Annotated in this window: 29 protein-coding genes; 13 read left to right on the top strand and 16 right to left on the bottom strand. The window is 57.6% G+C overall.

Going from position 1 to position 24,950, the window contains the following annotated elements:
• Position 1 precedes the first annotated feature (1 nt).
• The 3 genes from IMCC20628_RS00210 to IMCC20628_RS00220 are packed head-to-tail and all read left to right on the top strand — an operon-like array spanning position 2 to position 3,177.
• Positions 2-772 carry an ATP synthase subunit B gene (locus IMCC20628_RS00210; protein ID WP_047028519.1) on the top strand — a complete coding sequence of 257 codons (771 nt, stop codon included), beginning with the start codon at positions 2-4 and terminating at the stop codon, positions 770-772.
• A complete protein-coding gene (locus IMCC20628_RS00215) occupies positions 762-2,300 on the top strand; it encodes a F0F1 ATP synthase subunit alpha (RefSeq protein WP_047028520.1) in 1,539 nt (512 codons plus the stop codon). The genes IMCC20628_RS00210 and IMCC20628_RS00215 overlap by 11 nt, the downstream gene beginning before the upstream one ends.
• Positions 2,284-3,177: a FoF1 ATP synthase subunit gamma gene (locus IMCC20628_RS00220; protein ID WP_047028521.1), complete on the top strand. Its 894-nt coding sequence runs from the start codon at positions 2,284-2,286 to the stop codon at positions 3,175-3,177. Before IMCC20628_RS00215 ends, IMCC20628_RS00220 begins: the two co-directional genes overlap by 17 nt.
• Positions 3,178-3,297: 120 nt before the next feature.
• Here the strand turns inward: IMCC20628_RS00220 and IMCC20628_RS24490 are convergent, their stop codons facing one another.
• The gene (locus IMCC20628_RS24490; RefSeq protein WP_197078365.1) at positions 3,298-4,071 is read right to left on the bottom strand and encodes a Crp/Fnr family transcriptional regulator; all 774 of its coding nucleotides are present in this window, start codon (positions 4,069-4,071) and stop codon (positions 3,298-3,300) included.
• A gap of 326 nt (positions 4,072-4,397) precedes the next feature.
• Here IMCC20628_RS24490 and IMCC20628_RS00230 point away from each other — a divergent pair, with 326 nt between their 5' ends.
• Positions 4,398-5,999, top strand: coding sequence for a hypothetical protein (locus IMCC20628_RS00230; protein WP_047028523.1), 1,602 nt, complete (start codon positions 4,398-4,400; stop codon positions 5,997-5,999).
• A gap of 127 nt (positions 6,000-6,126) precedes the next feature.
• Here IMCC20628_RS00230 and IMCC20628_RS24960 read toward each other — a convergent pair whose 3' ends face one another.
• Positions 6,127-6,510: a hypothetical protein gene (locus tag IMCC20628_RS24960; protein WP_156174366.1), complete on the bottom strand. Its 384-nt coding sequence runs from the start codon at positions 6,508-6,510 to the stop codon at positions 6,127-6,129.
• On the opposite strand from IMCC20628_RS24960, the gene IMCC20628_RS00240 reads away from it, so the two are divergent.
• Genes IMCC20628_RS00240 through IMCC20628_RS00260 form a run of 5 tightly spaced genes read left to right on the top strand, consistent with a single transcriptional unit; the run spans position 6,482 to position 11,996 of the window.
• Positions 6,482-8,077: an ABC transporter substrate-binding protein gene (locus IMCC20628_RS00240; protein ID WP_047028525.1), complete on the top strand. Its 1,596-nt coding sequence runs from the start codon at positions 6,482-6,484 to the stop codon at positions 8,075-8,077. The genes IMCC20628_RS24960 and IMCC20628_RS00240 overlap by 29 nt on opposite strands.
• Before the next feature lie 54 nt (positions 8,078-8,131).
• The gene (locus tag IMCC20628_RS00245) at positions 8,132-9,136 is read left to right on the top strand and encodes an ABC transporter permease subunit (RefSeq protein WP_047028526.1); all 1,005 of its coding nucleotides are present in this window, start codon (positions 8,132-8,134) and stop codon (positions 9,134-9,136) included.
• Positions 9,137-9,145: 9 nt separating this feature from the next.
• Positions 9,146-10,051 carry an ABC transporter permease subunit gene (locus tag IMCC20628_RS00250; protein ID WP_047028527.1) on the top strand — a complete coding sequence of 302 codons (906 nt, stop codon included), beginning with the start codon at positions 9,146-9,148 and terminating at the stop codon, positions 10,049-10,051.
• A complete protein-coding gene (locus tag IMCC20628_RS00255) occupies positions 10,051-11,052 on the top strand; it encodes an ABC transporter ATP-binding protein (protein WP_047028528.1) in 1,002 nt (333 codons plus the stop codon). Before IMCC20628_RS00250 ends, IMCC20628_RS00255 begins: the two co-directional genes overlap by 1 nt.
• Positions 11,049-11,996: a dipeptide ABC transporter ATP-binding protein gene (locus IMCC20628_RS00260; RefSeq protein WP_047028529.1), complete on the top strand. Its 948-nt coding sequence runs from the start codon at positions 11,049-11,051 to the stop codon at positions 11,994-11,996. Before IMCC20628_RS00255 ends, IMCC20628_RS00260 begins: the two co-directional genes overlap by 4 nt.
• Positions 11,997-12,372: 376 nt before the next feature.
• On the opposite strand, the gene IMCC20628_RS00265 is transcribed toward IMCC20628_RS00260, so the two are convergent.
• From IMCC20628_RS00265 to IMCC20628_RS00280, 4 genes are all read right to left on the bottom strand, one after another.
• Entirely contained in the window at positions 12,373-12,807 is a 435-nt protein-coding gene (locus IMCC20628_RS00265; protein ID WP_047028530.1) for a TIM44-like domain-containing protein, read from the bottom strand.
• A gap of 44 nt (positions 12,808-12,851) precedes the next feature.
• Positions 12,852-14,477, bottom strand: a complete 1,626-nt coding sequence (gene ctaD / locus IMCC20628_RS00270) for a cytochrome c oxidase subunit I (RefSeq protein ID WP_082127938.1) — start codon at positions 14,475-14,477, stop codon at positions 12,852-12,854.
• Positions 14,478-14,692: 215 nt separating this feature from the next.
• The gene (locus IMCC20628_RS00275; protein WP_047028531.1) at positions 14,693-15,226 is read right to left on the bottom strand and encodes a DUF488 domain-containing protein; all 534 of its coding nucleotides are present in this window, start codon (positions 15,224-15,226) and stop codon (positions 14,693-14,695) included.
• Positions 15,226-15,435 carry a DUF2945 domain-containing protein gene (locus tag IMCC20628_RS00280; RefSeq protein ID WP_047028532.1) on the bottom strand — a complete coding sequence of 70 codons (210 nt, stop codon included), beginning with the start codon at positions 15,433-15,435 and terminating at the stop codon, positions 15,226-15,228. Before IMCC20628_RS00280 ends, IMCC20628_RS00275 begins: the two co-directional genes overlap by 1 nt.
• Positions 15,436-15,663: 228 nt before the next feature.
• Between IMCC20628_RS00280 and IMCC20628_RS00285 the strand changes: the two genes are divergently transcribed.
• The 3 genes from IMCC20628_RS00285 to IMCC20628_RS00295 are packed head-to-tail and all read left to right on the top strand — an operon-like array spanning position 15,664 to position 17,305.
• The gene (locus tag IMCC20628_RS00285) at positions 15,664-16,083 is read left to right on the top strand and encodes a hypothetical protein (protein WP_047028533.1); all 420 of its coding nucleotides are present in this window, start codon (positions 15,664-15,666) and stop codon (positions 16,081-16,083) included.
• Positions 16,080-16,610 (top strand): plastocyanin/azurin family copper-binding protein, encoded by a 531-nt coding sequence (locus tag IMCC20628_RS00290; RefSeq protein ID WP_047028534.1) that lies wholly within the window; start codon positions 16,080-16,082, stop codon positions 16,608-16,610. Before IMCC20628_RS00285 ends, IMCC20628_RS00290 begins: the two co-directional genes overlap by 4 nt.
• The gene (locus tag IMCC20628_RS00295) at positions 16,607-17,305 is read left to right on the top strand and encodes an RNA polymerase sigma factor (RefSeq protein ID WP_047028535.1); all 699 of its coding nucleotides are present in this window, start codon (positions 16,607-16,609) and stop codon (positions 17,303-17,305) included. Before IMCC20628_RS00290 ends, IMCC20628_RS00295 begins: the two co-directional genes overlap by 4 nt.
• Before the next feature lie 116 nt (positions 17,306-17,421).
• Here the strand turns inward: IMCC20628_RS00295 and IMCC20628_RS00300 are convergent, their stop codons facing one another.
• From IMCC20628_RS00300 to IMCC20628_RS00335, 10 genes are all read right to left on the bottom strand, one after another.
• On the bottom strand, positions 17,422-18,273 hold the full coding sequence (locus IMCC20628_RS00300; RefSeq protein WP_047028536.1) for a bifunctional allantoicase/(S)-ureidoglycine aminohydrolase: 852 nt from the start codon (positions 18,271-18,273) through the stop codon (positions 17,422-17,424).
• 102 nt (positions 18,274-18,375) lie between these two features.
• A complete protein-coding gene (ccoS, locus tag IMCC20628_RS00305; RefSeq protein ID WP_047028537.1) occupies positions 18,376-18,591 on the bottom strand; it encodes a cbb3-type cytochrome oxidase assembly protein CcoS in 216 nt (71 codons plus the stop codon).
• A complete protein-coding gene (locus IMCC20628_RS00310) occupies positions 18,588-19,391 on the bottom strand; it encodes a DUF2189 domain-containing protein (RefSeq protein ID WP_047028538.1) in 804 nt (267 codons plus the stop codon). The genes ccoS and IMCC20628_RS00310 overlap by 4 nt, the downstream gene beginning before the upstream one ends.
• Positions 19,392-19,403: 12 nt before the next feature.
• Positions 19,404-19,562 (bottom strand): hypothetical protein, encoded by a 159-nt coding sequence (locus IMCC20628_RS24965; RefSeq protein ID WP_156174367.1) that lies wholly within the window; start codon positions 19,560-19,562, stop codon positions 19,404-19,406.
• Complete coding sequence (gene ccoP / locus IMCC20628_RS00315; RefSeq protein WP_047028539.1) at positions 19,559-20,425, bottom strand: cytochrome-c oxidase, cbb3-type subunit III; 867 nt, start codon at positions 20,423-20,425, stop codon at positions 19,559-19,561. Before ccoP ends, IMCC20628_RS24965 begins: the two co-directional genes overlap by 4 nt.
• Entirely contained in the window at positions 20,416-20,586 is a 171-nt protein-coding gene (locus tag IMCC20628_RS24495) for a cbb3-type cytochrome c oxidase subunit 3 (RefSeq protein ID WP_082127939.1), read from the bottom strand. The genes ccoP and IMCC20628_RS24495 overlap by 10 nt, the downstream gene beginning before the upstream one ends.
• Positions 20,587-20,589: 3 nt before the next feature.
• Positions 20,590-21,321 carry a cytochrome-c oxidase, cbb3-type subunit II gene (gene ccoO / locus IMCC20628_RS00320; protein ID WP_156174368.1) on the bottom strand — a complete coding sequence of 244 codons (732 nt, stop codon included), beginning with the start codon at positions 21,319-21,321 and terminating at the stop codon, positions 20,590-20,592.
• Between the two features lie 4 nt (positions 21,322-21,325).
• Positions 21,326-22,951 carry a cytochrome-c oxidase, cbb3-type subunit I gene (ccoN, locus tag IMCC20628_RS00325; protein ID WP_047028540.1) on the bottom strand — a complete coding sequence of 542 codons (1,626 nt, stop codon included), beginning with the start codon at positions 22,949-22,951 and terminating at the stop codon, positions 21,326-21,328.
• Positions 22,952-23,197: 246 nt separating this feature from the next.
• A complete protein-coding gene (locus tag IMCC20628_RS00330; RefSeq protein ID WP_047028541.1) occupies positions 23,198-23,692 on the bottom strand; it encodes a DUF4149 domain-containing protein in 495 nt (164 codons plus the stop codon).
• A gap of 64 nt (positions 23,693-23,756) precedes the next feature.
• Positions 23,757-24,044: a DUF6522 family protein gene (locus tag IMCC20628_RS00335; protein ID WP_047028542.1), complete on the bottom strand. Its 288-nt coding sequence runs from the start codon at positions 24,042-24,044 to the stop codon at positions 23,757-23,759.
• 213 nt (positions 24,045-24,257) lie between these two features.
• Between IMCC20628_RS00335 and IMCC20628_RS00340 the strand changes: the two genes are divergently transcribed.
• Positions 24,258-24,779, top strand: coding sequence for a hypothetical protein (locus IMCC20628_RS00340; protein WP_047028543.1), 522 nt, complete (start codon positions 24,258-24,260; stop codon positions 24,777-24,779).
• Positions 24,780-24,950: the final 171 nt, after the last annotated feature.

Below are 24,950 nucleotides of genomic sequence, written 5' to 3' on the forward strand. Positions count from 1 at the left end.
CATGTCCATTGACTGGATCACCGTCGCGGCTCAGATCGCCAATTTTCTGGTGCTGGTCTGGCTACTGAAGCGATTTTTTTACCGTCCCATCCTGGCCGGCATCGATGCACGTGAGGCAGAGATTGCGGACAGGATGAAAGCCGCCGTGCTTGCGAAGGAAAAGGCTGAAACCGCCGAAGCAGATTACCACGAAAAGGTTCGGGCGCTGCATGTCGCGCAATCCGAAATGGCTGAAACGATCAGAAAAAAAGCCGAGGAACAACGTGATGCGCTTCTCGCCGAGGCGCGGGAACGAATGAACCGTGAGTATGTGACGTGGACCGCGCATCTTGACGAGGAGACGAAAAAATTCACCACCGGGATGCATCAGGCGGGGGCAAGGGCGATGTTGTCGCTGATGCGCAAAGCACTGAGTGATCTTGCGGACCAAGGACTGGAACGGCAGATGGCACATCATCTCGCCCAGCGGGTAAAGTTGACGGCTGCAGATCTGCGTCACACTGCAGGGCAACCGGCAAGCGCCGTGGTGACCAGTCACGAAACGCTGTCTTCATCAGCGCAGGACGAATTGACAGCTGAATTGCAAACGGTTTTCCCCGACATCGCAGTGCATTTCGAGACGGATGCAAAGCAATCTCCCGGTCTGGTTCTGCGTATGGGCGGTGCGGAGCTCGCCTGGACCGTGGATTCCTATGTCGATGGGCTTGATGCCGTGATCGGAGAACAGTTGAGCAAGGCAAGCCAACCAGAAGTGCGACGCCATGAGCATTGAAGCCCGCCCTTCTGAAACCAGTCCCGAAATGGTCTTGAAGGCACTTCTGGACAGCCCGTCTCCTGGTCCGCGTCTAAGCGAGATCGGATCGGTTGCAGAAGTCGGCGACGGGATTGCGATTGTTGCCGGGTTGGAGCGCGCCCTGTCTGACGAGTTGCTTCAATTTGCCAGCGGCGTGCAGGGCATCGTTCTCGATCTCGAGCCGGGACGGCTGGGCGTTGTCCTTCTGGGACCCTCCGACCGTGTGGCCGTGGGAGAGAGCGTCTTGCGCTCGCACAAGGTTGTGAGCGCACGGGTTGGTCATGCCCTGCTGGGTCGTGTTGTCGACGCGCTTGGCAACCCGCAGGACGGCATGGGAGACATCAAGTCAGAGGCCACACGACCCGTTGAAATGGACGCGCCGAAAATTCTCGACCGGCAAGCCATTTCGCGGCCTCTGGCGACAGGCATCAAGGTGGTTGATGCTGCAGTTCCCATTGGTCTCGGTCAGCGGCAACTGGTGATCGGCGACCGGCAGACCGGCAAGACGTCGCTGGCCGTGGATGCAATCCTCAACCAGAAATCAAGCGATCTCATTTGTATCTATTGCGCCACTGGGCAGCGTGGCGATGCGGTTGCCAAGGTAGTCGGCGCGATCCGCGAGGGGGGCATGATGGAACGGTCCATCGTCATGTCCGCCGGTGATGAGGGGGCAGCAGGCCTTGCCTATGTCGCGCCCTATGCTGCGCTGACCATGGCAGAGTATTTCTCTGATGAGGGGCGGGACGTTTTGGTGGTCCTGGATGATCTCACCCATCACGCCCGGTCTTATCGTGAGCTGTCGCTGCTGCTGCGCCGTCCTCCGGGACGCGAGGCTTTTCCCGGCGATATCTTTTACATCCATGCGCGGTTGCTGGAGCGCGCGGGCCAGTTTACGCCCAAGGCCGGCGGCGGCTCGATCACCGTGCTTCCGGTGGTCGAGACCCAGGCCGAGAACCTGTCCGCCTATATTCCGACCAACCTGATTTCGATCACTGACGGACAGATCTATCTGTCGCCCCGTCTTGTGCGCAAGAACCAGTTTCCGGCCGTTGATCTGGGCGTGTCAGTCTCGCGCGTCGGCGGCAAGGCGCAAAGCAAAGCCTTCCGGTCTGTCGCTGGAAACCTGCGCGTGACCTTGTCGCAGTTCGAGGAGCTGGAGGATTTTGCCCGTTTCGGCACGCGGCTGGACGACGCGACCCGCGCGCGTCTGACACGCGGCGCTGCGGTGCGGGCGTCGTTGCGGCAGGCCGAGCGCGATCCCATCCCGGCGATCGAACAGCTTGCTGTTCTTGTCACCGCCATGGACGGCGGTTTTGACAGCTTGAGTGAGGCCGATACCTTCCGGGTCATGACGGCCATCAGAACGGCCGCCGCGCGTGATCTGGACGATACTGCAAAGCGGATCTCGCAAAACGCACCCCTGGATGACGATGACCGGAACCGGATGATCAAAATCGGGCAAAACGCGCGCAAGGCTCTGGAGGAGCAAGATGGCGCAAACCCTTGACACTCTGGTGCGGCGCACGGACAGCATACAAGGCATTCGCAGCGTCGTTCACACGATGAAAACTCTCTCGGTGATCAATGCGGCTCCTTACGAGCACGCCGCCCTGGCCATCGAAGCCTATCATCAAACGGTTCTGGACGGGTTGCATGCCTTCCTGTCCGGGGCCGGTCCACTGGATGCTGCGTCCTCCGACATCGCCTTGCGTGTCATTGTTGTTTTTGGCTCTGATCACGGTCTGTGCGGAAACTACAATGAGGCTATTGCCGCGCATGTGAGGCAACATGTCGACAAAGACCCCGGCGAGGCCACTACCGTGCTCTGCATTGGCGCTCAAATGGCCGATGCCCTGCAGGATCAAGGCTTCGATATTGAAAACACGTTCTTTCCTGCTGCGTCCGTCGATGGCTTGGAGCGGCTTGCAAACCTTCTGACCGAGCGGCTTGACGAGATCAGGCGGGCCAGCCATCCACGAGAAATCGCCGTGTCCCTGGCCTATTCCGCGCGCGGAGAGACGGATGTACCGACGCTTAAGATCGTAGCATTGCTGCCGCTTGACCCCTCGCTCCTGCACGATCTTCGCACAAAGCCCTGGGACTCGCGAAGCCTGCCCTATTATTCAATGCCGCCTGGCGATCTGTTCAGGGCGCTGATCCGGAATCACCTGTTTGCGAGCATGTTCCGGGCTGCTGCCGATGCCATGGTCACTGAAAACGCAGCACGGCTTGCCCTTATGCAGCAGGCCGAACAATCGGTCGACGACAGACTGGAAGAACTCAAATCCGACACGCGGACATTACGCCAAACTGAAATCACGACCGAGCTTCTCGATGTGATCATTGGGTTTGAGGCGCTGAAGAAGAAAAAGCCCGCCAGATAAGCGGGCCTTTTGGGGGCGGAATGATCACATTCCGTCACCAAGTCAGAACCAGAGCGAAGAGGGCTTTTGCTGTAGCTGGTTTGCCTTCAGGCAAAACCAGGAATGCGCTCTGCCTCCGCGTCAATGCCAGGGCACCGTGCAGATTTTGTATTTTTCGGAGCAAGCAAGATCAATGCGGCCCTTGCGTTTGAGTTCGCTGAATGTGCGACTGACTGTTTCCACCGATAAGCCGAGATGGTCCGCAATGTCGCGGCGGCACATCGGCAGCGTGATGTAACCGGTTCCCGGCCTTGATGACGCAAACTCACACAGGAACTGAAACAGGCGTTCAGACGCCTTGGCGCTGACCATCGACAGAAGTTGCCGCTCGCGATCTTCCAACTGGCTGCAAACCTGCTCCCTCACGGCGTCCCGCAATTTGATGTCTTTTGATAAGGCCTGCTTCATCTGCGCATGTGGAATGGACTTCAAGATCACATGGTCGACGGCTTCTGCGGTGAAATGCCAGGCGTCGATGTCTGAAAGTCCGAGGAAATCACCCTTTTTTGCAAAACGAAAAATTTGCCGCGCGCCTTCCGGGTTAATGGTGCAGCAACGGACTATGCCTGAAACAATCATGTAATATTCTTCAATCGGATCGCCATGAAGAAGTATCGTGTTATTTGGCTGGAAATGGTGTTGAAAAAATTTGGTTTCAAAAAGGGATGTAAGGTTGTTGCGTCGTTTTAGATCGGTACTTATTCGCTTTATTGGATTTGCGGATGAAGGATTTCCATAGGCGGATCGTTTTTTTATATGAAATATGTTTTCTGAATCTGGTCGTTGGTTTGAAACTGAATTCATTACTGAGGTTGAAATGTCTGGTGTTGAAACTATTGCGCTGGGTGTTGTCACGTCCACACTCCTGTTTGTGTTTTCCATGAGCCCAATCGAAAACTGAGGGCAGTTGCGCGTACGCTCCGCCGTCCTCGTCGCTTTGCAACTCGGCTATGTTCTGTTTCCTGTTCATGCGATCCAACGGACACGAAGGGTTGCCTTAGAGCGTCTCGTTGGTTGTCATTCGCGTGGCTTTATATGCTTATGCTTTGAAACAAACCGCCTTGACTTGCATCAAGGCCGCCAGCGCTTTGGTGCCATAATCTCGATCTTGACTTGAGTGAATCACAGTGAACCGGAAGGTGAAACTGCTGTCCGGGGCCGATGATAAGTGAGCTGAAGCGATGGACCTGACGACATCATTGCCCCGCGAGGTCGTGGAGACACAGCTGGCCCGCATCATGGACAGCCGGATGTTCTTTAATGCCCCGCGGCTCTCGCGGTTTTTGTCTCATGTCGTGCAGGAAAGTCTCGAAGGACGAGTGGATCGCCTGAAAGGATACACCATCGGTCTGGACGTTTTTGACCGGCCGGAAGATTTCGATCCGCAAACAGACACAATTGTGCGAGTTCAGGCACGCGCGCTCCGACAAAAACTGGGCCAGTATTATGCGCAGGACGGTCTGGAAGATCCCGTTCATATCAAGATTGCCAAGGGCGCGTACGAACCGAAATTCCTTGTTCCCAATGGCGGGGGAAAGCTGAAGGATAGTGATAAGCCTTTGCCTGCTGCGACTTCCATTAGTCCATCAATCGCGGTTCTTCCTTTCGACGATTTCAGCCTGGAGAAGAACAGGCAATCCTTTTCACTTGGCCTGACCGAAGAGATCATCGCAAATCTGTCGCGGTTCAGGGAACTGTCGGTCTTTTCGAGGTCGACGACCGAAAAGGCAAAGCTCGACAAACTCAGCATTTCACAGATGTATGCAGCTTTTCGACCAGACTTTGTTCTGGAGGGGAGCTTCCGGCTCAGTGAGCACACAGTCGATATAACAATCAATCTGGTGGTCGCCTCCAGTGATGCGGTCATCCTGACGAAACACTTCAGTCGCGAGATGACACCGAATGCGATGTATGCGGTGCAGGACGAGATGGCACAGATGATTGCTGCACGGATCGCCGACCGCTTTGGCCCGCTGGAACAATATGCGCAACGCAGGGTGGGGTTGGGGCGTTCTCAGAAATGGGAGACCTATCACTGGATTTCGCAATATCATCAATACGGGATTCAACTGGATCAGATTGACCGCTCGGCGATCAAGGAAGGCCTTACAAAGGCGCTAGAAACCGACGGCAATTCTGCCGATGCCCACGCGACGCTGGCCTTGATCATGCTCGACGAATACCGGGTGTCGATTGATAAACAGCCGGACAAGGTCATTCTGGAACAGGCATTGGCACAGGCCCAAAAAGCTGTGGTCTGTGACCCTGAGAGTGCGACTGCCCAAGAGGCTTTGGCTATCGCACGTTTCCATCGCGGAGAGTTCGAACAGTTTGACGCTGCTGCCAGGCAAGCCCTGGTACTCAACCCCGGTCACGGGGACATGCTGGCCGCCCTTGGCATTTGTTACACAGCACGTGTGAATTGGGACACGGCTATGCCATTGCTGGACAAGGCCATTGCACTTAATCCACTCCAGCCTGGCTGGTATCATGTCCCCAGAGCCATCGGTCTGGCGATGACGGGAAGGGCCAGAGAGGCGGTTGCGGAGATGCAGATATCTCCATTGCCCGGGATGTTCTTCTACCACTGTCATATGATCTGGTTTCTGGTGGAAGCGAACGACGTGGATGCAGCAATGGAAGAGAAGGACAGGCTGCTGGAAGCACTGCCGGAGTTTGAGCACTTCATCATGGGGCATTTCCGTGCCTGGTGCACTGATGACGCGCTTGTCCGCCGCGCAGTTGCGGGTTGGCGAAGTGTCGGGCTGAATATTCGCAGCTGAGCCTTCGGCTTGAAGCAATAAGGACGGTCTATTTGTACCGTCGCGAGTTCGTCGGAGGGGCAACTTGTAAAAGACGAGGGCTGACATGTGATCAGCGTCTGGATTCGCAAATGCCTTCGCTCAGATTTCAAAGGTGAGCAGTGGATACGCATTGATCGATTTGATGAATATGCGCCTCGGTTGGTAATTCGGAAAAAGCACCAGCACCTGTCGAAATCTGAATAAAGTGGTTTTCGCCATATGGTTGGTTGCGGCGTTTTTTAGCGGTTTTTTCCAATTTTCGATTGTTCCCGCGGCAAATGATGCGAATTGTATGCGAGGCGAGCGGCCAATTTCGAATTATTGCGCCAAGATCGCCAAAAAAGACAGGAATGATGCTTGCATTGATATGGTGATTGGCCTTTGATCGCGGCAAGCTGGGGGGTGGAACAGCATCCCCGGGTGAAAACACAAATAATGCGTACAACCACAGGGGATGCGCCATGAACAAGCTAAATTCACTTTTGGCCACGACCGCGCTCGCAGCGATGCTCGCATCTGCAGCGCAAGCCAAGACACTGGTCTATTGCTCGGAAGGGTCACCGGAAGGTTTTGACCCCGCTCTCTACACAGCGGGAACGACCTTCGACGCCTCGTCGAAGAATATCTACAACCGCCTGGTTGAATTCAACATCGGCACCACTGAAACCAAGCCCGGCCTCGCCGAGAGCTATGAAGTTTCCGAGGACGGTCTTGAATACACATTCAAGCTTCGTCCGGGTGTGAAGTTCCACACCACCGAATTTTTCACTCCGTCGCGTGACCTCAACGCCGACGATGTGATCTTCTCTTTCGAGCGTCAGCTGAAGGAAGACAATTCCTTCAACAAATACGTCGAAGGCGCAAGCTGGGAATATTTCAACGGCATGTCGATGCCTGATCTCCTGAAGGCGATCGAAAAGGTCGACGACATGACGGTCAAGTTCGTGCTCAACCGCCCGGAAGCGCCGTTCATCGCCAACATGGCAATGGATTTCGCCTCAATCATGTCAAAGGAATACGCCGACAAGCTTGAGGCCGACGGCAAGGCTTCGGACCTCAACCAGAAGCCGATCGGCACTGGCCCGTTCCAGTTCGTGGCCTATCAGCCCGACGCCGTGATCCGCTACAAGGCGCATCCTGACTACTGGGCAGGCAAGGAAAAGATTGACGATCTGGTGTTCGCCATCACCACCGATGCATCGGTGCGTCAGCAGAAGCTGATCGCCGGCGAATGCCACGTGGCGCCATATCCGAACCCGGCCGATCTCGAGATTCTGAAGTCAAATGATGATCTTCAGATGATGGAGCAGGAAGGCCTCAATGTCGGCTACCTGGCCTACAACGCGCTTGTCGCTCCATTCGACAACGCCAAGGTCCGCAAGGCGCTGAACATGGCGATCAACAAGCAGGCCATTCTGGACGCCGTGTTCCAGGGCTCAGGTCAGGCTGCCAAGAACCCGATCCCGCCAACCATGTGGTCCTACAACAAGGCCATTGAAGACGATGCCTATGATCCTGAAGCCGCCAAGGCGATGCTTGAGGCAGAGGGCGTGACGGATCTGTCGATGAAGATCTGGGCTATGCCGGTGCAGCGTCCCTACAACCCGAATGCCCGCCGCATGGCGGAAGTCATTCAGGAAGACTTCTCCAAGGTCGGCGTTGAAGTCGAAATCGTTTCCTACGAATGGGGCGAATACCTGGACAAATCGAAGGCCAAGGACCGCGATGGCGCGGTGCTGCTCGGCTGGACCGGCGACAATGGCGATCCGGACAACTTCCTCGCCGTGCTGCTGGGCTGCGATGGCATCGGTGGCTCGAACCGTGCGCAATGGTGCAACGACGAGTTCGAAGCGCTGATTCAGAAGGCCAAGGTCGTTTCCAGCAAGGAAGAGCGGACCAAGCTTTATGAAGAAGCTCAGGTGGTCTTCAAGCGCGAAGCGCCGTGGGCAACCATTGCCCACTCGGTTGTCTTCATGCCGATGAGCAAGAAGGTCAGCGGCTACGTGATGGATCCTCTCGGTGGCCATTGGTTCACCGGCGTCGATATCGCCGAATAACCAGAACAGGAAAGGCGGGGGCGTTTTTCGAACGCCCCCGCCGCCATTGAAAACATGCTGCGATTTTTCCTTACACGGCTAGGCCTTCTGATTCCGACCTTTATCGGGGTTTCGATCGTGGCTTTCGCTTTCATCCGGCTGCTGCCGGGCGACCCGATCATGTTGCTTGCCGGTGAGCGCGGCGTTGACCCCGCGCGCTATGCCGAACTGCAGGCCTCCCTCGGTTTCGACAAGCCTTTACCCATTCAATATATCAATTATCTGGGGGATATCCTGACAGGCGACTTCGGGACATCGATTGTCACCAAGCGGCCGGTGTTCGATGAGTTCATGACGCTGTTTCCGGCGACAATTGAATTGGCGCTGTGCGCCATCATCCTGGCAACGCTGGTGGGTATTCCGGCCGGGGTGCTGGCTGCTGTCAAACGCGGCACCTGGCTTGATCAAAGCGTCATGGGTACCGCGCTTGTCGGCTATTCGATGCCGATTTTCTGGTGGGGCCTTCTGCTGATCATCCTGTTTTCCGGTATCCTGCAATGGACTCCCGTCTCCGGGCGGATTTCGCTGATCTATTTCTTCCCGCCGGTTACCGGCTTCATGCTGATCGACAGTCTGCTGTCCGGGCAAGCCGGTGCCTTCAAATCCGCGCTGAGCCATCTGGTGCTGCCGACGATCGTGCTGGCCACGATCCCGCTTGCGGTGATCGCGCGGCAGACCCGTTCGGCGATGCTTGAAGTGCTGGGCGAGGACTACGTTCGAACTGCACGAGCCAAGGGTTTGCCGCCGAGACGGGTCATCGGCTTGCACGCGCTGCGAAACGCGCTGATCCCGGTGATCACCACCATTGGTCTGCAGGTGGGGGTCTTGCTGGCTGGCGCGATCCTGACCGAGACAATTTTTTCCTGGCCGGGCATCGGCAAGTGGATGGTCGATTCGGTTTTCAAACGCGATTATTCCGTGGTGCAGGGCGGCTTGCTGTTGATCGCCGGCGTCATCATGATCGTCAATCTCGTGGTTGATTTGCTGTATGGCCTGATCAATCCGCGTATCAGACATTGAGGTTGCGCCGTGACTGACACAACCACCACTCCCCTCGTGCAAACGCCGCTGCGCCGTGGCCGGTTTGCCGAATTCTGGTATTACTTCAGCCAGAACCGCGGCGCGGTGATCGGGCTGACGGTGTTTTCCTTCATCGTGCTCATTGCGGTGTTCGCACCGTTGATCGCGCCGCATTCGCCAAGTGCGCAAAACCGCGATGCGTTTCTGGTGCCGCCATTCTGGCAGGAGGGCGGCAGCCTGACCTATCTTCTGGGAACCGACGCCGTGGGACGGGATATCCTCTCCCGGCTGATATACGGATCCCAGTTCTCGCTGTTTATCGGCCTGTTCGTGGTGGTGCTTTCGGTCTCCAGTGGCGTGATGATCGGCCTTCTCGCCGGCTATTTCCGTGGTTGGGTCGATACGGTGATCATGCGTATCATGGACGTGATCCTGGCGTTCCCGTCGCTGCTGCTGGCGCTGGTTCTGGTGGCAATCCTCGGGCCCGGCCTGCTCAATGCGATGATTGCAATCGCGCTGATTCTGCAGCCGCATTTCGTGCGCCTGACCCGCGCTTCGGTAATGTCCGAGCGGGACCGGGAATATGTGATCGCCTCACGTGTGGCCGGCGCGGGCTCGGCGCGACTGATGTTCCTGACCATCCTTCCCAATTGTCTGGCGCCGCTGATCGTGCAAGCGACGCTGTCCTTCTCGACGGCGATTCTCGATGCCGCCGCACTGGGCTTTCTGGGCATGGGTGCACAGCCGCCGACGCCCGAATGGGGATCGATGCTGGCCGAAGCACGTGAATTCATTCTTAGGGCCTGGTGGGTGGTTACCCTGCCCGGCCTGGCCATTCTGATCACCGTGCTGGCCATCAATCTGATGGGCGATGGTCTGCGTGATGCGCTCGATCCGAAATTGAAGAAAAGCTGATGTCCCTGCTCGAAATCAAGAACCTGACTGTCAGTTTCGATACTGTATCCGGACCGTTCCGGGCGGTCGATGGAGTGGACCTGAATGTGGACGGGCGCGAAATCCTGTCGATTGTCGGCGAGTCCGGTTCCGGTAAATCGGTGGCCATGCTGGCGCTGATGGGGCTGTTGCCGGACACGGCGACGGTGACTGCCGATGTCATGCGGTTCGACGGCAAGGATCTGCTGACGATGTCGGACAGGGACAAGCGCAGCATCATCGGTCGCGACATTGCGATGATCTTTCAGGAGCCGATGTCGAGCCTCAATCCGTGCTTTACGGTCGGGTTCCAGATCGGCGAGATGCTCAAGCGCCACACCAAGCTTGGCCGCTCCGAGCGCAAGGCCCGCTCGATCGAGTTGATGCGAGCCGTCGGCATCCCCTCGCCGGAGCAACGCCTGTCGGCATATCCGCACCAATTATCAGGTGGCATGAGCCAGCGGGTGATGATTGCGATGTCGGCATCGTGCCGGCCGAAGCTGTTGATTGCCGACGAGCCGACGACGGCGCTCGATGTGACCATCCAGGCGCAGATTCTCGATTTGCTGCGTGACCTGTGCGCCGAGTTCGACATGGCGCTGGTGCTGATCACGCACGACATGGGCGTGGTGGCGCAGATGGCGCACCGGGTCCAGGTGCAATATGCCGGCCAGAAGGTTGAAGAGCAGTCGGTGGAAGATCTGTTTTCCGATCCGCACCATCCCTATACCGCGGCCCTGCTGTCGGCCCTGCCGGAGCGGGCCACAGGACGCGGGCATTTGCCGTCGATTCCCGGTGTGGTTCCGGGTCAGTTTGACCGGCCGCCAGGATGCCTGTTCGAGCCGCGCTGCGCCTACGCCACCTCAAGCTGCCGCATCAACGCCACCCGGCAAGGCCCCGACATGGGCCATGCCTTGTGCAATCATCCGCTCATCAACGGAACGCCCGCCGACGGCACTCAGGCCCGGGAGATTACGGTATGAGCACGGTTCTTCAGGCCACGGATCTGACCAGGACCTATGAGGTCAAGCGCGGCGTCTTCGGAGCGCCTGCGCTGGTGCGTGCGCTCAATGGCGTCAGCTTCGATCTGACCCCCGGCAAGACACTGGCCGTTGTGGGCGAATCCGGATGCGGCAAGTCAACGCTGGCGCGTCTCGTCACCATGATCGAGGAACCCAGTTCCGGTGTGCTGACCATTAACGGCAGACCTGCCGTGTACACTGACAAGGACCTTCGCCGCACCGTGCAGATCGTGTTCCAGAATCCCTATGGCTCGCTCAATCCGCGCCAGAAGGTCGGATCGATCCTTGAGGAGCCGCTCAAGATCAACACCCAGGACGATGCGGAGACACGGGGCCAGAAGGCGCGTGCCATGATGGAGCGGGTCGGGCTTCGACCAGAGCATTACGACCGCTACCCGCACATGTTCTCGGGTGGCCAGAGGCAGCGCATCGCCATCGCTCGGGCGCTGATGCTCAACCCGAAAATTCTGGTTCTCGACGAGCCGGTCTCGGCGCTGGACCTGTCGATCCAGGCCCAGGTGCTCAACCTGCTGATCGATCTGCAGGCGGAGTTCGGTCTCGCCTATCTGTTCATCAGCCACGACCTTTCGGTGGTCAAGCACATCGCCGACGAGGTGATGGTGATGTATCTTGGTCGTCCGGTGGAATCAGGACCGGCAGAGACCGTTTTCGCGGCGCCGAAACATCCCTACACCCAGGCACTGTTGTCGGCGACGCCGATCGCCGATCCGACCAAGAAGCGCGAACGGGTGCAGCTTGAGGGTGAATTGCCTTCACCACTCAATATTCCCAGCGGCTGCGCCTTCCATCCGCGCTGCCCGATCGCCATTCCCCAATGCGCTGATGCCATTCCGCCCGAACGGCTGATCGCCGGTCGTCAGGTCGCCTGCATATTGGCGGAGTAAAGCCGACGTCACAGGTCAGCGCAGCGGAGGTTGATTGGGAGGCGTGAAAGTTAGCTGGGCTAAGAATGATTGTCGTCGTCAATTCTGATGTGGAGCGCTTTGGCCAAATCCCATGGGTACTCCGCATCAGCTACAAGTTTCCGTGCAATCCCTGACCCACTTCCCACCAAACCCGCCTCGATGAATTAGCTGTGTCACGGTCAGCCGGTTTCGACGGCTACCAGTATCCAGTTCCTGCTCGCAGCATTTTTGCGTTTCTGGAATGTCCAGATATCGATTGTGTTCAACAATTCCGGTGCGGCATTCGGAAAATGGTCCGGATCTGCCTTCTGTTTGGAGACAAAGATTTCTGCTTCAAACCGGACCGTGAGTTCGGTCAGGGTATTGCTGAGTCTTTGGCTACGATACGTGCGTCTGAGAGCGTTACAATATCGAGAGACAGTCGTTCACCTCTGGTTGCCCGGTCTTCGATATGGTTTGAGAATACCTCGAAAACATCGGGGGAAAGCAACCCGACGAGTTCCGCTGTTTTCCCTGCGGCATAATTTGTCAGAATGAACTCATATGTCTTTACTGCGCCGGTCAGAAAATTGTCGTCGTCGAGGTCGTTCTGCCTGTTGGAAAGGATCGTGAACCAATTGGAGTTTTGGTCGTGTGCGGCGCCTGGCTCGTGCGGAGAAAGGACGAGATCAAAGAACGTCTTCAACCCCTTTCGCCTGCGCTTTTCATAGGTGGCAATCAGATAGGCCCAGTAAATTCCGAAGGTAATCATGGGCCAAAGACTGGATCCGTTTTCTGCAGCCTCGTTCATTTGGATGCTCCTATCGAATTTGGGCAGTAGCGACGACACCGGCGTTACTTGATCTGCGGCAGTGACTGAAATTGATGGAATGGTGGTGGCGATGACAGCGTCCATTCAAGGGTGGTTGCGCCTGCGCCCCAGGGGTTGTCACCCGCGGCCCGTTTCCTGATGAAAGCTTCAACCACGGTGATGAGAAAGAAGATCAGGCCCAACGCGGAAATGTAGGCGCCGATCGATGAGACGAAATTCCAGCCTGCATAGGCTTCGGGATAGTCGACATAGCGGCGTGGCATGCCGGCAAGGCCAAGGAAATGTTGCGGGAAGAAGACGAAGTTGACGCCGATAAACATCAACCAGAAATGGGTCTTGGCGAGGATGGAATTGTAGAGATAGCCAGACATCTTCGGGAACCAGTAGTACCAGGCGGCAAAGATGGCGAAGGCTGAACCCAGCGACAGCACGTAGTGGAAATGGGCGACTACGTAATAGGTGTCGTGCAAGGGCCGGTCGAGACCGGCACTGGCGAGTTGCACACCGGTGACGCCGCCGACGGTAAACAGGAAGATGAAGCCGATCGCCCACAGCATGGGTGTGCGGAAGGAAATCGAGCCGCCCCACATTGTTGCCAGCCAGGAAAACACCTTCACGCCGGTTGGCACTGCGATGACCATTGAGGCGACCATGAAATAGCGTTGGGAATCGATCGAGAGGCCAACGGTGAACATGTGATGCGCCCAGACGATGAAGCCGATCAGGCCGATGGCAAGCATTGCGTAGACCATGCCAAGGTAACCGAACACCGGCTTGCGCGAGAAGGTCGAGACGACCTGGCTGACAATGCCGAAGGCTGGCAGGATCATGATGTAGACTTCCGGGTGACCGAAGAACCAGAACAGATGTTGATAGAGGATCGGATCTCCGCCGCCCGCGGGGGCAAAGAAGGTGGTGTCAAAGTTGCGGTCGGTCAGAAGCATGGTGACCGCACCGGCAAGCACCGGCAATGAAAACAAGAGCATGAAGGCTGTTACCAGCATAGACCAGGCAAACAGCGGCATCTTGTGTAGAGTCATGCCCGGTGCGCGCATGTTGAAGATGGTTGTAATGAAGTTGATCGCGCCCAGGATCGAGGAGATGCCCGACAAGTGAATCGACAAGATGACAAAATCGACTGCGGGTCCGGGCTGCCCGGCGGTCGAATAGGGCGGGTACAAGGTCCAGCCGCCGCCGTGCCCCGATGTTCCTGGCGCTCCCTCCACAAACATCGAGGCGATGAAGAGCACGAATGCGACCACCAGAAGCCAGAATGAAATATTGTTCAGGCGTGGAAATGCCATGTCGGGCGCACCGATCAGGATCGGCACGAACCAGTTGCCGAAGCCGCCGATCAGCGCCGGCATGAGGACGAAGAAGATCATCACCAGCCCATGGGCGCTGACGACGACGTTGTAGGTGCCGGGATCACCAAATATCTGCATGCCGGGTTGCTGCAGTTCCATCCGCATCAGCACGGAGAGCCCGGTTCCAAATAGTCCTGCAAGGATTGAAAACAGCAAATAGAGCGTTCCGATATCCTTGTGGTTGGTCGAAAAAGCCCAACGTCTAAAGAACGGAGGTTTGGGATCATCCAGGGTTACGGTGACGTTTGGTGATTTGAGCTGGGTGTCAGTCTTATCGGGCATCGTGCTCTCCGTCACACGTTGACACCACGGCAGCGGTCCTGCCGCGGATAGACTTCGAAATGGTGAACCTTCCAAAACGACAAGACAAACGGAATTAAATGCTCTGTTGATGCAATAATTTTGCTGTCAACGAAGTTGCACGCAAAGCCTCTTAAGGCGTTGTCTGACTTTCGGTCGAGCGTTGACCAGATGCCAGTTCACAGCAGAAATAATCGCTACGTTGCAGGATAGATCACTTGTCCGTCGGCGGTCGTCCGGGCTCCGGGTGTCAGTCGAGCAGGCTCGATCCTGCCTGCAGTCATCAGGTGTTCGACGTCATGACCGGTGACGATCAGATAGTCGGTGATAATGCGACGATGACACCGCCACCACACCGCCTCTGAACACATCAGCGCCACCCGACGATCCTGACCAAGCCGGAGAAGGTCGCGGAAGGCGACGGCGAATTCTTGGCTCAGAGCATAGCCGGCGTAATTGTGAAAACTTCGATTCCGCCACATGGCATTCAGGTTTTCATCCACCTCCGGCTGTTTCGGCCGGCGGCCGCCAAGCCCGCCAAGATGTTGATAATCTATCTGCACGCGGGCGAGTTCGGCGGGTAGGGTGTCGATGTTGAACGTCGGGTTGGCGCGCGATCTTGGAAAAGACCGGACGTCTATAATGACCCCTACCTGTCCCTGACGCAGAATGGCGAGAAAGTCCTCGAGGCTGCGATTCGAGTGACCGACCGTCGTGAAATGCGTCGCCATCAGTCAATCTTCGTAAGCGCGGTTTCCTTGTGCGCGGCAATGTGATCGGTCTTGTCGCTAGCGATTTCGTATTGCGGGTCGTCTTTTGAAGCGCGCCGGGGATGGCCCTTGTAGAGAAAATCGCTTTCGTGGATCTTGATGATCCTGCCACTGACGCGGCCAGCTTCAGAATTCCAGCTCACATGATCGCCTTTTGAATATTTTGCCATGACAGTCTCCTTTCTCGAGAAGTCCCGAACAGCTGCAAAAGTTCCGTTGAATGTCATTCCCGCGTGGCGCGTGCGTGTGAGGTGAAGGGAAGCATAGGTGGTCGGTAAATCCCTGCGCATCATCTGGCTCTGGAAATATTTTTTACACGCGAACCTTTTCGGTTCTGCCGCATCCAATGATCAGGGTGCCCGGAAACGCACCCAACGACAATCCGGAAAGGAACCAACATGAAGAATCCACTCCCGCTGTTGACGATGGTGCTGGCAATGGCCGTGACACCTGCGCTTGCTCATGACGAAGATGCGTTGAAAAATTCTCCTCCAGGAGCGCCTTTCGTGCAGGTCAGCACTATTGTGCCGCTGCCCGATTTCTTGCCCGGTCTGGGGACACTTTTTGTCAATCCGGACACTCTGCCGGCCGGACCGTTCCTGGCCTATGATCACGATGGCAAGTTGTCGGCCACAGTCTATATGACGCCGTTGAAGGCGCTGGCGGGCGGCACGTCCTATGACGGTCTCGGACTGGGATCGCACACGGTCAGCAGTGTCGATATCTACTACAATGCAGGCCATCCTGGCGTGGAAGAACCGCATGCTCACGTGGTGCTTTATCACGACGAGGGCGCTAAATCGCGATTGGCGAAATGAAGGCGGCGCGCCGGAACTTTCTGGTCTTTGGGGGCGGCGCTGTTGCCGCCCTCCTGGCACCGCGCCATTCGCGGGCAATGCCAGCCGAGGTGATCGAGATGCGAGGGACTGCGCGCGGCGAACGCATCTGGTTCTCACCACGGGGCCTTGCAGTCGCTGCCGGTACAACGGTACGCTTTGTCAACCGCGACCCCGGTAACAGCCACACCGCCACCGCCTATCACCCATCTCTGTATGGTCGATTACGGAGGATTCCTGCGGCGGCAATGCCCTGGGATAGTGACTTCCTGTTGCCGGACGACATGTTCGAGATCAAGCTGAGGGTGCCGGGAGTCTATGACTTTTATTGCATCCCGCACGAGATGGGCGGCATGATCGGCCGGATCGTTGTGGGCGAGCCGGATGATCCCGGATGGGAGGGACCTGCAGCCGATACAGGTGACGTGATGCCCGAAGTGTTGGCTAGCTTGCCTTCAGTTGATCAGATCTTCGCCAGCAGACGTGTCGAAAGGGAGCCAGCAGAGTGACGACAAAAGTCAATCGAGTCTCCGGCCATGCGGAACGGTCTTTATCAGCCGAGGCAGTTCTGGTCGCTGCGGCACGAATGAAAGATGAGGCGGCCATCCGCGAGTTGATCCGGCGGCTGAATCCCCGCCTGTTTCGGATCGCGCGCGGTATCGTCTTCAGCGATGTCGAGGCTGAGGAGGTGGTTCAGGAGACCTATCTTTCCGCCTTTACCAAGCTGGAACACTTCGACGGGCGGGCGCAGTTTTCGACATGGATCACCCGTATCGCAATCAACGCCGCATTGATGCGCTCAAGACGCACGCGTTCAGAAGAGGAATACGATACCGTGACTGAGGAGAACAACGGCAATATCCTCAAATTTGTCAGCGGCAGCGAGACGCCTGAAGCGAATTTCGGCAGGACCCAGATGAGCGGGATTCTCGAATTGGTGGTGGCTGGTCTGTCACCCGACTTGCGGCTGCCTTTTTTGCTGCATGAGGTCGAGGGAATGAAGATACGTGACATTGCCCGCGATCTGTCGCTCAACCCGGTTACTGTGAAAACACGCCTGTTCCGGGCGCGCCGGCAATTGCGTGCAGCACTGGAACAGAAGTTGCAGGGCGGGTTTAGCAGCATCTTTCCGTTCGACGGAGCCCGCTGTGCGCACATTGCCGACACGGTCATCGCGCGCCTCATTTTGAAGGGCGAGCTCTAGCTTTACTAAGCCAAGCATTGCAGCTGACACCCATTGATGCAGGAGGCGTAAGGCCGACGAGGGCAGAGGTGGCTTGAGGGGCGGAGAAAACAAAGCCCCCCAAGAAAATGCGGAACTTAGGAACGCGCCCGAGCCGCAAACCTGGCGGGTGAACTCAGGCTCATATGCCGGTTTACATCCTTGTAGAGAAGGTAGCGAAACTTCCCAGGACCTCCGGCGTAGCAGGCTTGCGGGCAAAACGCCCTGAGCCACATGTAGTCTCCGGCTTCGACCTCGACCCAGTCCTGATTGAGCCGGTAGACCGCTTTGCCTTCCAAGACGTAAAGTCCGTGTTCCATCACGTGAGTTTCTGCGAATGGAATAACGGCTCCCGGCTCCAGGGTGACAATGGTCACGTGCATGTCATGGCGAAGATCCTTGGGATCGACAAACCGGGTCGTCGCCCATTTGCCTTCCGTGCCGGGCATGACGGTCGGTGCGATGTCGTTTTCATTGGTGATCAGCACATCCGGGGCCTCGAGCCCATCGACAACTTCGTAATATTTTCTGATCCAGTGAAAGATCAGTTTTTCTGACCCCTTGTTGTGCAATGTCCAGTCGGTTTGCGGCGGCAAATAGGCGTAACCTCCGGGCTGCAGGTCATGGTGTTGACCGTTTACCTCGAGCGATGCCGACCCTTCGACTACGAAGAGCACCGCTTCTGCGCCGGGATCTGTCTCAGGACGGTTTGAGCCGCCCCCAGGTGCAACTTCCATAATGTACTGCGAGAATGTTTCTGCGAAACCGCTCAGTGGACGCGAAAGCACCCACAAGCGGGTATCGTCCCAGAAGGGCAGGAAGCTGGTGACGATATCCTGCATTGTGCCTTTCGGGATAACGGCATAGGCATCTGTAAACACTGCCCGGTCGGTGAGGAGTTGTTCCTGGCCCGGGTGCCCCCCACGAGGCACAAAATATTTGGATGGCATTTGAGCTCCAGAAATTAGAGTGCTGTTCCCGCAGTTTTAGCGCGTGACGGGATTCTTACCAGCCATTGTTCGGATACAGGACTTATCGGGATGCGCTGGAAATCACGAAGTCGGATTCGAAAGTCCGGATCGAGTGCCAAATGGATTTTTAAGGTTTGGACTTTTCCTTGGGGGTATCGGCGGTGCATCCGGATTGAGAACACGCACGGCGGCGCCTTCCAGATCCTCATATTGATTTGTGTGCAGGCTCCACAAAAATGCGCCCAGCCCGATGGCGCCGAGGCTTATCGAAATCGGGATCAGGAACAGATAATTCATTCCGCGACCTCCTCAGGGCGGAGCGCCACCCATGCGTGCCAGGTTCCGTGCCCGAGCAGGGGAAATATGATGATCATGCTGAGCAGCCCGGTTACAGCGCACATGGCAAAGCCGAAGGCGACGATCATGCCCCAGGGAAGCACCACGCGGAGATTGTGGGTGGTGAGAGCGAATGATGTGCCCAACGCGGTCAGCGCATCGGTGCGGCGGTCGAGCAGCATCGGTATTGAGAACAGGCTGATCGCCATGGCGAAGGCCGCGAACATGCCGCCCACTGCCGATCCGGTCAGGATCAACGCCCAGCCGCGCGGCGTTGTGAGAAGCTGACTGAGGATCTGGTCAAAACCCGGGAACGGCAGCAGGCCGAAAAACAGCGCGTATAGCAGGTCTGCCGCCCTGAGCCACACCATCACCAGCAGACACAGCATCAGGCCGGCAAAGGCCAATTGGGCGCCCGAACGCGGACGGACCAGCAGCATGTCGGCAAGGCTGACTTTTTCTCCGCGCTGCAACTTGCGGCTCTTCTCGTAGAGGCCGATGGCGACAAGCGGACCGATCACCAGAAAACCGGATAGCGCCGGAAAGATCAACCACATGAGATCCGCAAGCACCAGTCCCCAGATCACCAGCACCGACAGGGCAAAACTGGCGAGGCCGTAGGTCAGGCTTTGCAACGGGTTATAGCTGAAATCAGCCCACCCGGCGGCAAGCCAGGACAGCGCCGCTGTCGCCGGCAAATGCCGGGCAAAGCTACGGTCCGGGCGGATCGGAGGTTGGACAGCGGGAAGGGGTTCAAGCATGGACAACCTCGTTCAACAGCCAGCCTTGGCGGCATGCCTGGCTGGATCGACAGGGACACAACCGGGATTGGAGCCGGTGGCGAGCGAGACGAACTGCCAGTTCGCCGCCACCACCAGTGCGATGGCTGCGACTGCGGCCAAACCGGCAATGAGGCGAGGCGACAGCGTCATTGTGATTTCCCCGGCATTGCCTCGACATAAAGCGCAAGCATGCGGATGTCGGCGGTGCTCAGGCGGTTCTGCCAGGTCGGCATGTGGCCCTGGCGCCCGTTCATCAGCGTCTGCCAGATGCTCGCCGCATCGCCACCATAGGTCCAGGCCGCATCGGTCAGGTTGGGCGCGCCGGTGCCTTCAGCCCCCCGGGCGTCCTCGCCGTGGCAAGCTTCACAATTATCCTGAAACAGTATTGCGGCTTCCGAGGGATCGTCAGCGATGACACCGCCCGAGAGGGTCTGGACATAGCTTGTCATCATGCTGATCTGGTCGCGGTCCAGCATCTCGTCGCGGCCGAAGGCGGGCATCTGGGCAAAGCGGCTGTCGGGGTGGGCGCTGTTGATGCCGACGGTAATGGTCTCGGCAATATCATCAGCCGTCCCGCCCCAGATCCAGGCCGAGTCGGAGAGCCGCGGAAATCCCGGACCGCCGATGCCGTCCTTGCCGTGGCAGGCCTCACAGTTCTGGCCGAAGATCGGCGCGGCGGTTTCCAGCGCACGGTTCATCAGCTCCGGATCCGCGCGGATCGCATCAAAATCCAGTGTCGTGATCTCTGTCATCCAGTCAGCACGCGCGATGTTTGCGGCGGCGATATCGGCAGCCAGATCGGTCTTTTGATCTACCTCCAGCACGCCTTTGGTAAAAGTTCGTCCGAGCGGCCAGCTTGGAAGCAGGATCCATCCGATCAGGGCCGCGAGATGAGATACAATGATGAAGATGATCACCGCCCGGGGAATAGGGGAATTGAGTTCCTTGATTCCGTTCCAGTCGTGACCGGTGGTGGTGTAGCCGGTTACCGAATCGCGTTCGATTACCGACATGGCTGATCCTCCGGTTCAAGAACCGAGCGCGCGGCGTGCTCCGCCAGGGCCTTGCTGGAAGGGCGGTAGGTATGGATCACCACAATGATGAAGAATCCCATCAGATAAAACAGGCCGAAGGATTTGGCGATCATGACGAGTAGATCATGGTTGATGGTCATGGCTCAGTTTCCCACTGGTTCGGTGGTGTAGGCGGCTTGCGTCATCTGGCCAAGAATCTGCAGATAGGAGATCAGTGCATCCAGTTCGGTGACAGTGTCCTGGCTTGAGAACCTCCGCATGTTGGTCGCCTCTCCATAGCGCTCGCTGACGCCACTGGCGGCATCGCTGTCAGGCGTGGCCTGCGCCAGCGCATCCGCAGACGCATTTTCGATCATTGCGTCGGTATAGGGCACGCCCAGCGTCCTGAGCGCGGTCAGATGTGCGTCCAGATCCGAGACGTTGAGCGCTGTTTCTGCCAGCCACGGATAGGCCGGCATGATTGAGCTTGGCACCACATCGCGCGGATTGTTCATATGGGCGGCATGCCATTCATCGGAGTACTTGCCACCCACCCGCGCTATGTCAGGACCGGTTCGCTTGGAGCCCCACAGCATCGGATGGTCATATTGAGATTCCGCCGCCAGCGAATAGGGGCCGTAGCGTTCGACCTCATCGCGCAAGGTGCGGATCATCTGGCTGTGGCAGGCATAGCATCCCTCGCGGATGTAGATGTTGCGTCCAGACAGTTCGAGCGGGGTGTAGACCCGCATGTCGGGCGTGGTCTCGACCGTCTGGTCGATGGTGAACAACGGCGCGATCTCGACCAGGCCTCCGACGCTGGCAGCCGCGATGATGCCGACCACCAGCCAGATGGATTTCTTTTCAAGATTGTAGTGAGCTTTGAACAGGGACATGGGTCTACTCCGCTCCCTGCATTGCGAATGGACGATCGGGTGCCTCGCCGCGAACACCGCGGACCGTCAGCCAGATGTTGACTGCGCCGACACAGATCCCGGCCAGGAAAAGCACGCCGCCGAAGAAGCGGGCGATGTAGTAGGGGCGCATCGCGTCGATACTCTCGATGAAAGAATAGTTGAGCGTTCCTGCCGCATTGTAGGTGCGCCACATCAGGCCCTGGGTGATGCCGGCGTTCCACAGCGAAAACACGTAGGTAAGCAGGCCGGCAAGTGCGAGCCAGAAATGCCATTCGACGAGCCTGGCGGAATACATCGCCTTGCGTCCCCAGATCAGCGGTACGGTTGAATAGAAGGCGCCGAATGTCACCATCGCCAGCCAGCCCAGCGCGCCGGAATGGACATGGCCGACGGTCCAGTCGGTGTAATGCGACAGCGCATTGACCGGCCGGATGGCCATGAACGAACCCTCGAACGTCGACAGCCCGTAAAATACTGCCGCCACGAACATGAAGCGCAAGGTCGCGTCATCGCGGACCCGGCCCCATGCGCCGTTCAGTGTGGCAATCGCATTGCCGGCCGAGGCCCAGCTTGGCACCAGCAGCATGATTGAAAACGTCATGCCCAGCGTCTGCACCCAGTGTGGCAGGGCGGTGTAGTGCAGATGGTGCGAGCCGACCCAGAGATAGAAGAAGGTGATGCCCCAGAAGCTGAGGATTGAAAGCCGGTAGGAATAGATCGGCCGCTGCGCCCTGACCGGCAGGTAGTAGTAGAGCATCCCCAGAAAACCCGAGGTCATGAAGAAGGCGACCGCGTTATGGCCGTACCACCATTGCACCATGGCGTCCTGGACACCTGAGAATACGGTATAGCTCTTCGCACCGGCAAAGCTGACCGGCAGGGCGAAACCATTGACGATGTGCAGCATTGCCACAACGACGATGAAGGCAAGATAATACCAATTGGCGACATAGATGTGCGGCTCGGCCCGGCGCGCCAGAGTGCGCAGATAAAGCACCAGATAAGCCACCCAGACCACCACCAGCCAAAGATCGGCGTACCACTCGGGCTCCGCATACTCCTTCGACTGGGTGACACCCATCATGTAACCGGTGACCGCCCAGACTAGAAACAGATTATAGCCAACCAGCACGAACCAGGGGCTCAACTGGTCAGCAAGCCGGGTGCGGCTGGTACGCTGCATGACATGGAACGAGGTGGCAATCAGCGCATTGCCGCCAAAGGCGAAGATCACGCCGGTGGTATGCACCGGGCGGATCCGCCCATAGCTCATCCAGGCGTGACCCAAGGTGGCATCAGGCCACACCATGAGGGCGGCGACCCAAAGGCCGATTGCCATGGCAAACACCCCCCAGACCATGGACAGGATAATGCCGACCTTGGTCGGGTCATCGTAATATTGCTGATCTGCGTCCGGATTGGTCTGCGGCTTTTCCAGCACGCTGGCCACGGCGATGAACAACCCCATTCCGAGGGCCAGCGCCATGAAACCGTGCACAGCCATCGGGCCCTGCTTTGCCGCGACCGCCATCGTCAAACCCAGCAGTGCCAGCGCTATGGCGAGGACCGCGGCCAACTGGCGTTCGGTTCGTGAGAGTTGCGCAATCATCGGGGATTCCTTGTGAGGCAGACTGTACGGTAGCACACAGAGATCGTTCCTGTTGGTCTGTTGATGAGGGTGAGCAGACATGCGCGCGTGTTTTTCTGTATTGGCATGGGCAGACCCGAATAGAGCGGAAAGCTGCCGAAACGCTGCAATCTTGACGGCTGCCGGACTGGCTAAAAAGGCGGACGTTTCATTGCATGGACGTGAGGCGGCGGGCGGCTTCGCGGAAGCCCGGGGGTGATCTCATATTCATGGGACCGTTTCTCCGTATGGGATGTCAGGCGATTCATGCGCCGCTGTCAGTTGCCGGAGAAGGTGGATGGACAGGGCAATCAGAAGGGTCGCTTTGATCATTTCGAGGCCGACATAGAGAAAATGATGCCAGTCAGCGGGCGTCGGCGTTCCCGAAATGATGGCTTCAACCCGAATATCGAGAATAGGCAGGAGCCAGGATGTCTCGGCAGTGAGGATTGCAGCAAGACCTGCGCAGAACAGCAGGGACAAGATCCTGCGCTTGCAGGCAAGACCGGAAAGGATCAACAGCGCGGCAGTAGCCCATTCGATTTTGGAGAAAAGCGAGAATGTCACCCTGCCGATTTCAAGGGCCACTGGCAGGCTGAGAGACGGCGCCTGAAACTTCACCGGGGTTGCGATGAACGAAACGCCGAGAAGCATGCCGAGCCAGGTGATCGCGATAAAGGCGGTGATCGCTTCAGGCAACTTCGTGGTGGTGCGACGGTTCATATCAGGGCTCCTGTCTGCGGCGAGATGTCGAACGTGCAACAACTCTGCATGGTCTCCGGAAACCTTATGCGCCGGGCCTGTGCATTGCCTGAGGCAGCGGAATGTCGCCATAGTCGATGACTGACCGGCGCAGAATGTCTCCGGTCTCAGTGACTTGCAAACGGACGCGGCGGCCCCGGTAGAAGAAACTCAATCGATATCCGCCGGCATCGTCGCCGATCCCGGTTTCGCACAGACTGGTGACCGCGCCGTCGCGCATCAGCTTTGGGACATCGGACGGTGCCACGTCGAGCAGTGGCCCGATCAGGCTTGCATTGATGACAAAGCCGCCATCTCCAAACTCTATTGTCATATCTACCTCCGTACTTTCCGTTCCAGACCATGGAGACAAGGCGTTTCGCATTGCGAATTTGCCCCCTGCGTCGACGAGCTGCAATGTTCCTATTTAAAGATGTATTGTCAATATATCTTTTATGGTTTAGACATCTGTCAACGGATCTTCAGCCCGCGGTGGCCGGTGATTTCGCATGATGAAACGAGATGAACCGGGTTGATGGGGCGCACGATGAGCATGATGCAATTCCAGCAATTACGAGCGTTTGATGGGGCTGAGCGCAACGTGGGTTATCACGAGGCTATCGGTTCCGAATTCGATTTCGGCGCGGATGTGAATGCAGGTGATGGAGACATCGTGCCGCAACAAACGGCTCCGGATCTCGAAGTTCTTGCCGGTGATCTGGTTGCGGCATTCCGGGCTCACAGCCACATCAACAATGTGATGACCCATATTTCCGGCGCGCGTTGGGACCACGTAGAGCATGCCCTGCACATCATCCTGAATTCCGCAGCACCCCCGGTTGGCCTGTCCCGGCTCGAGGCCAATATCCTTGATCTGATCTGTGCCGAACGCGGTGTGACAGGTCGTATTATCAAGCCATTTCTTGAAACGTTGCTCGCCAGGTTGCTACCGCCCATCGCTGCTGCCCAGTTGCAAGCCCACATGAGGTCACTCCATGAGGCGCAAATGTCAGAAGAGGCGAATCCTAGCTTTTCGCGGATCGCCGCTACGACAGGATCGGGCCGATGAGACCCTTTGGGTGTGGCGCCGGAAACGGCGCCTTTTGTCGGCCGGTCGGGCTTGATGTGGATTTCGATAGCCACAACGCGGGGCGGCGCGAGCCAAGGCTTGATCCCTCCGAGATGGTTTTCATGGCGTTGAACACAGGTTTCTGCCGCGACATGGGTGTGATGGCGATGA

It is taken from the genome of Hoeflea sp. IMCC20628 (assembly GCF_001011155.1).
GTDB lineage: Bacteria > Pseudomonadota > Alphaproteobacteria > Rhizobiales > Rhizobiaceae > Hoeflea.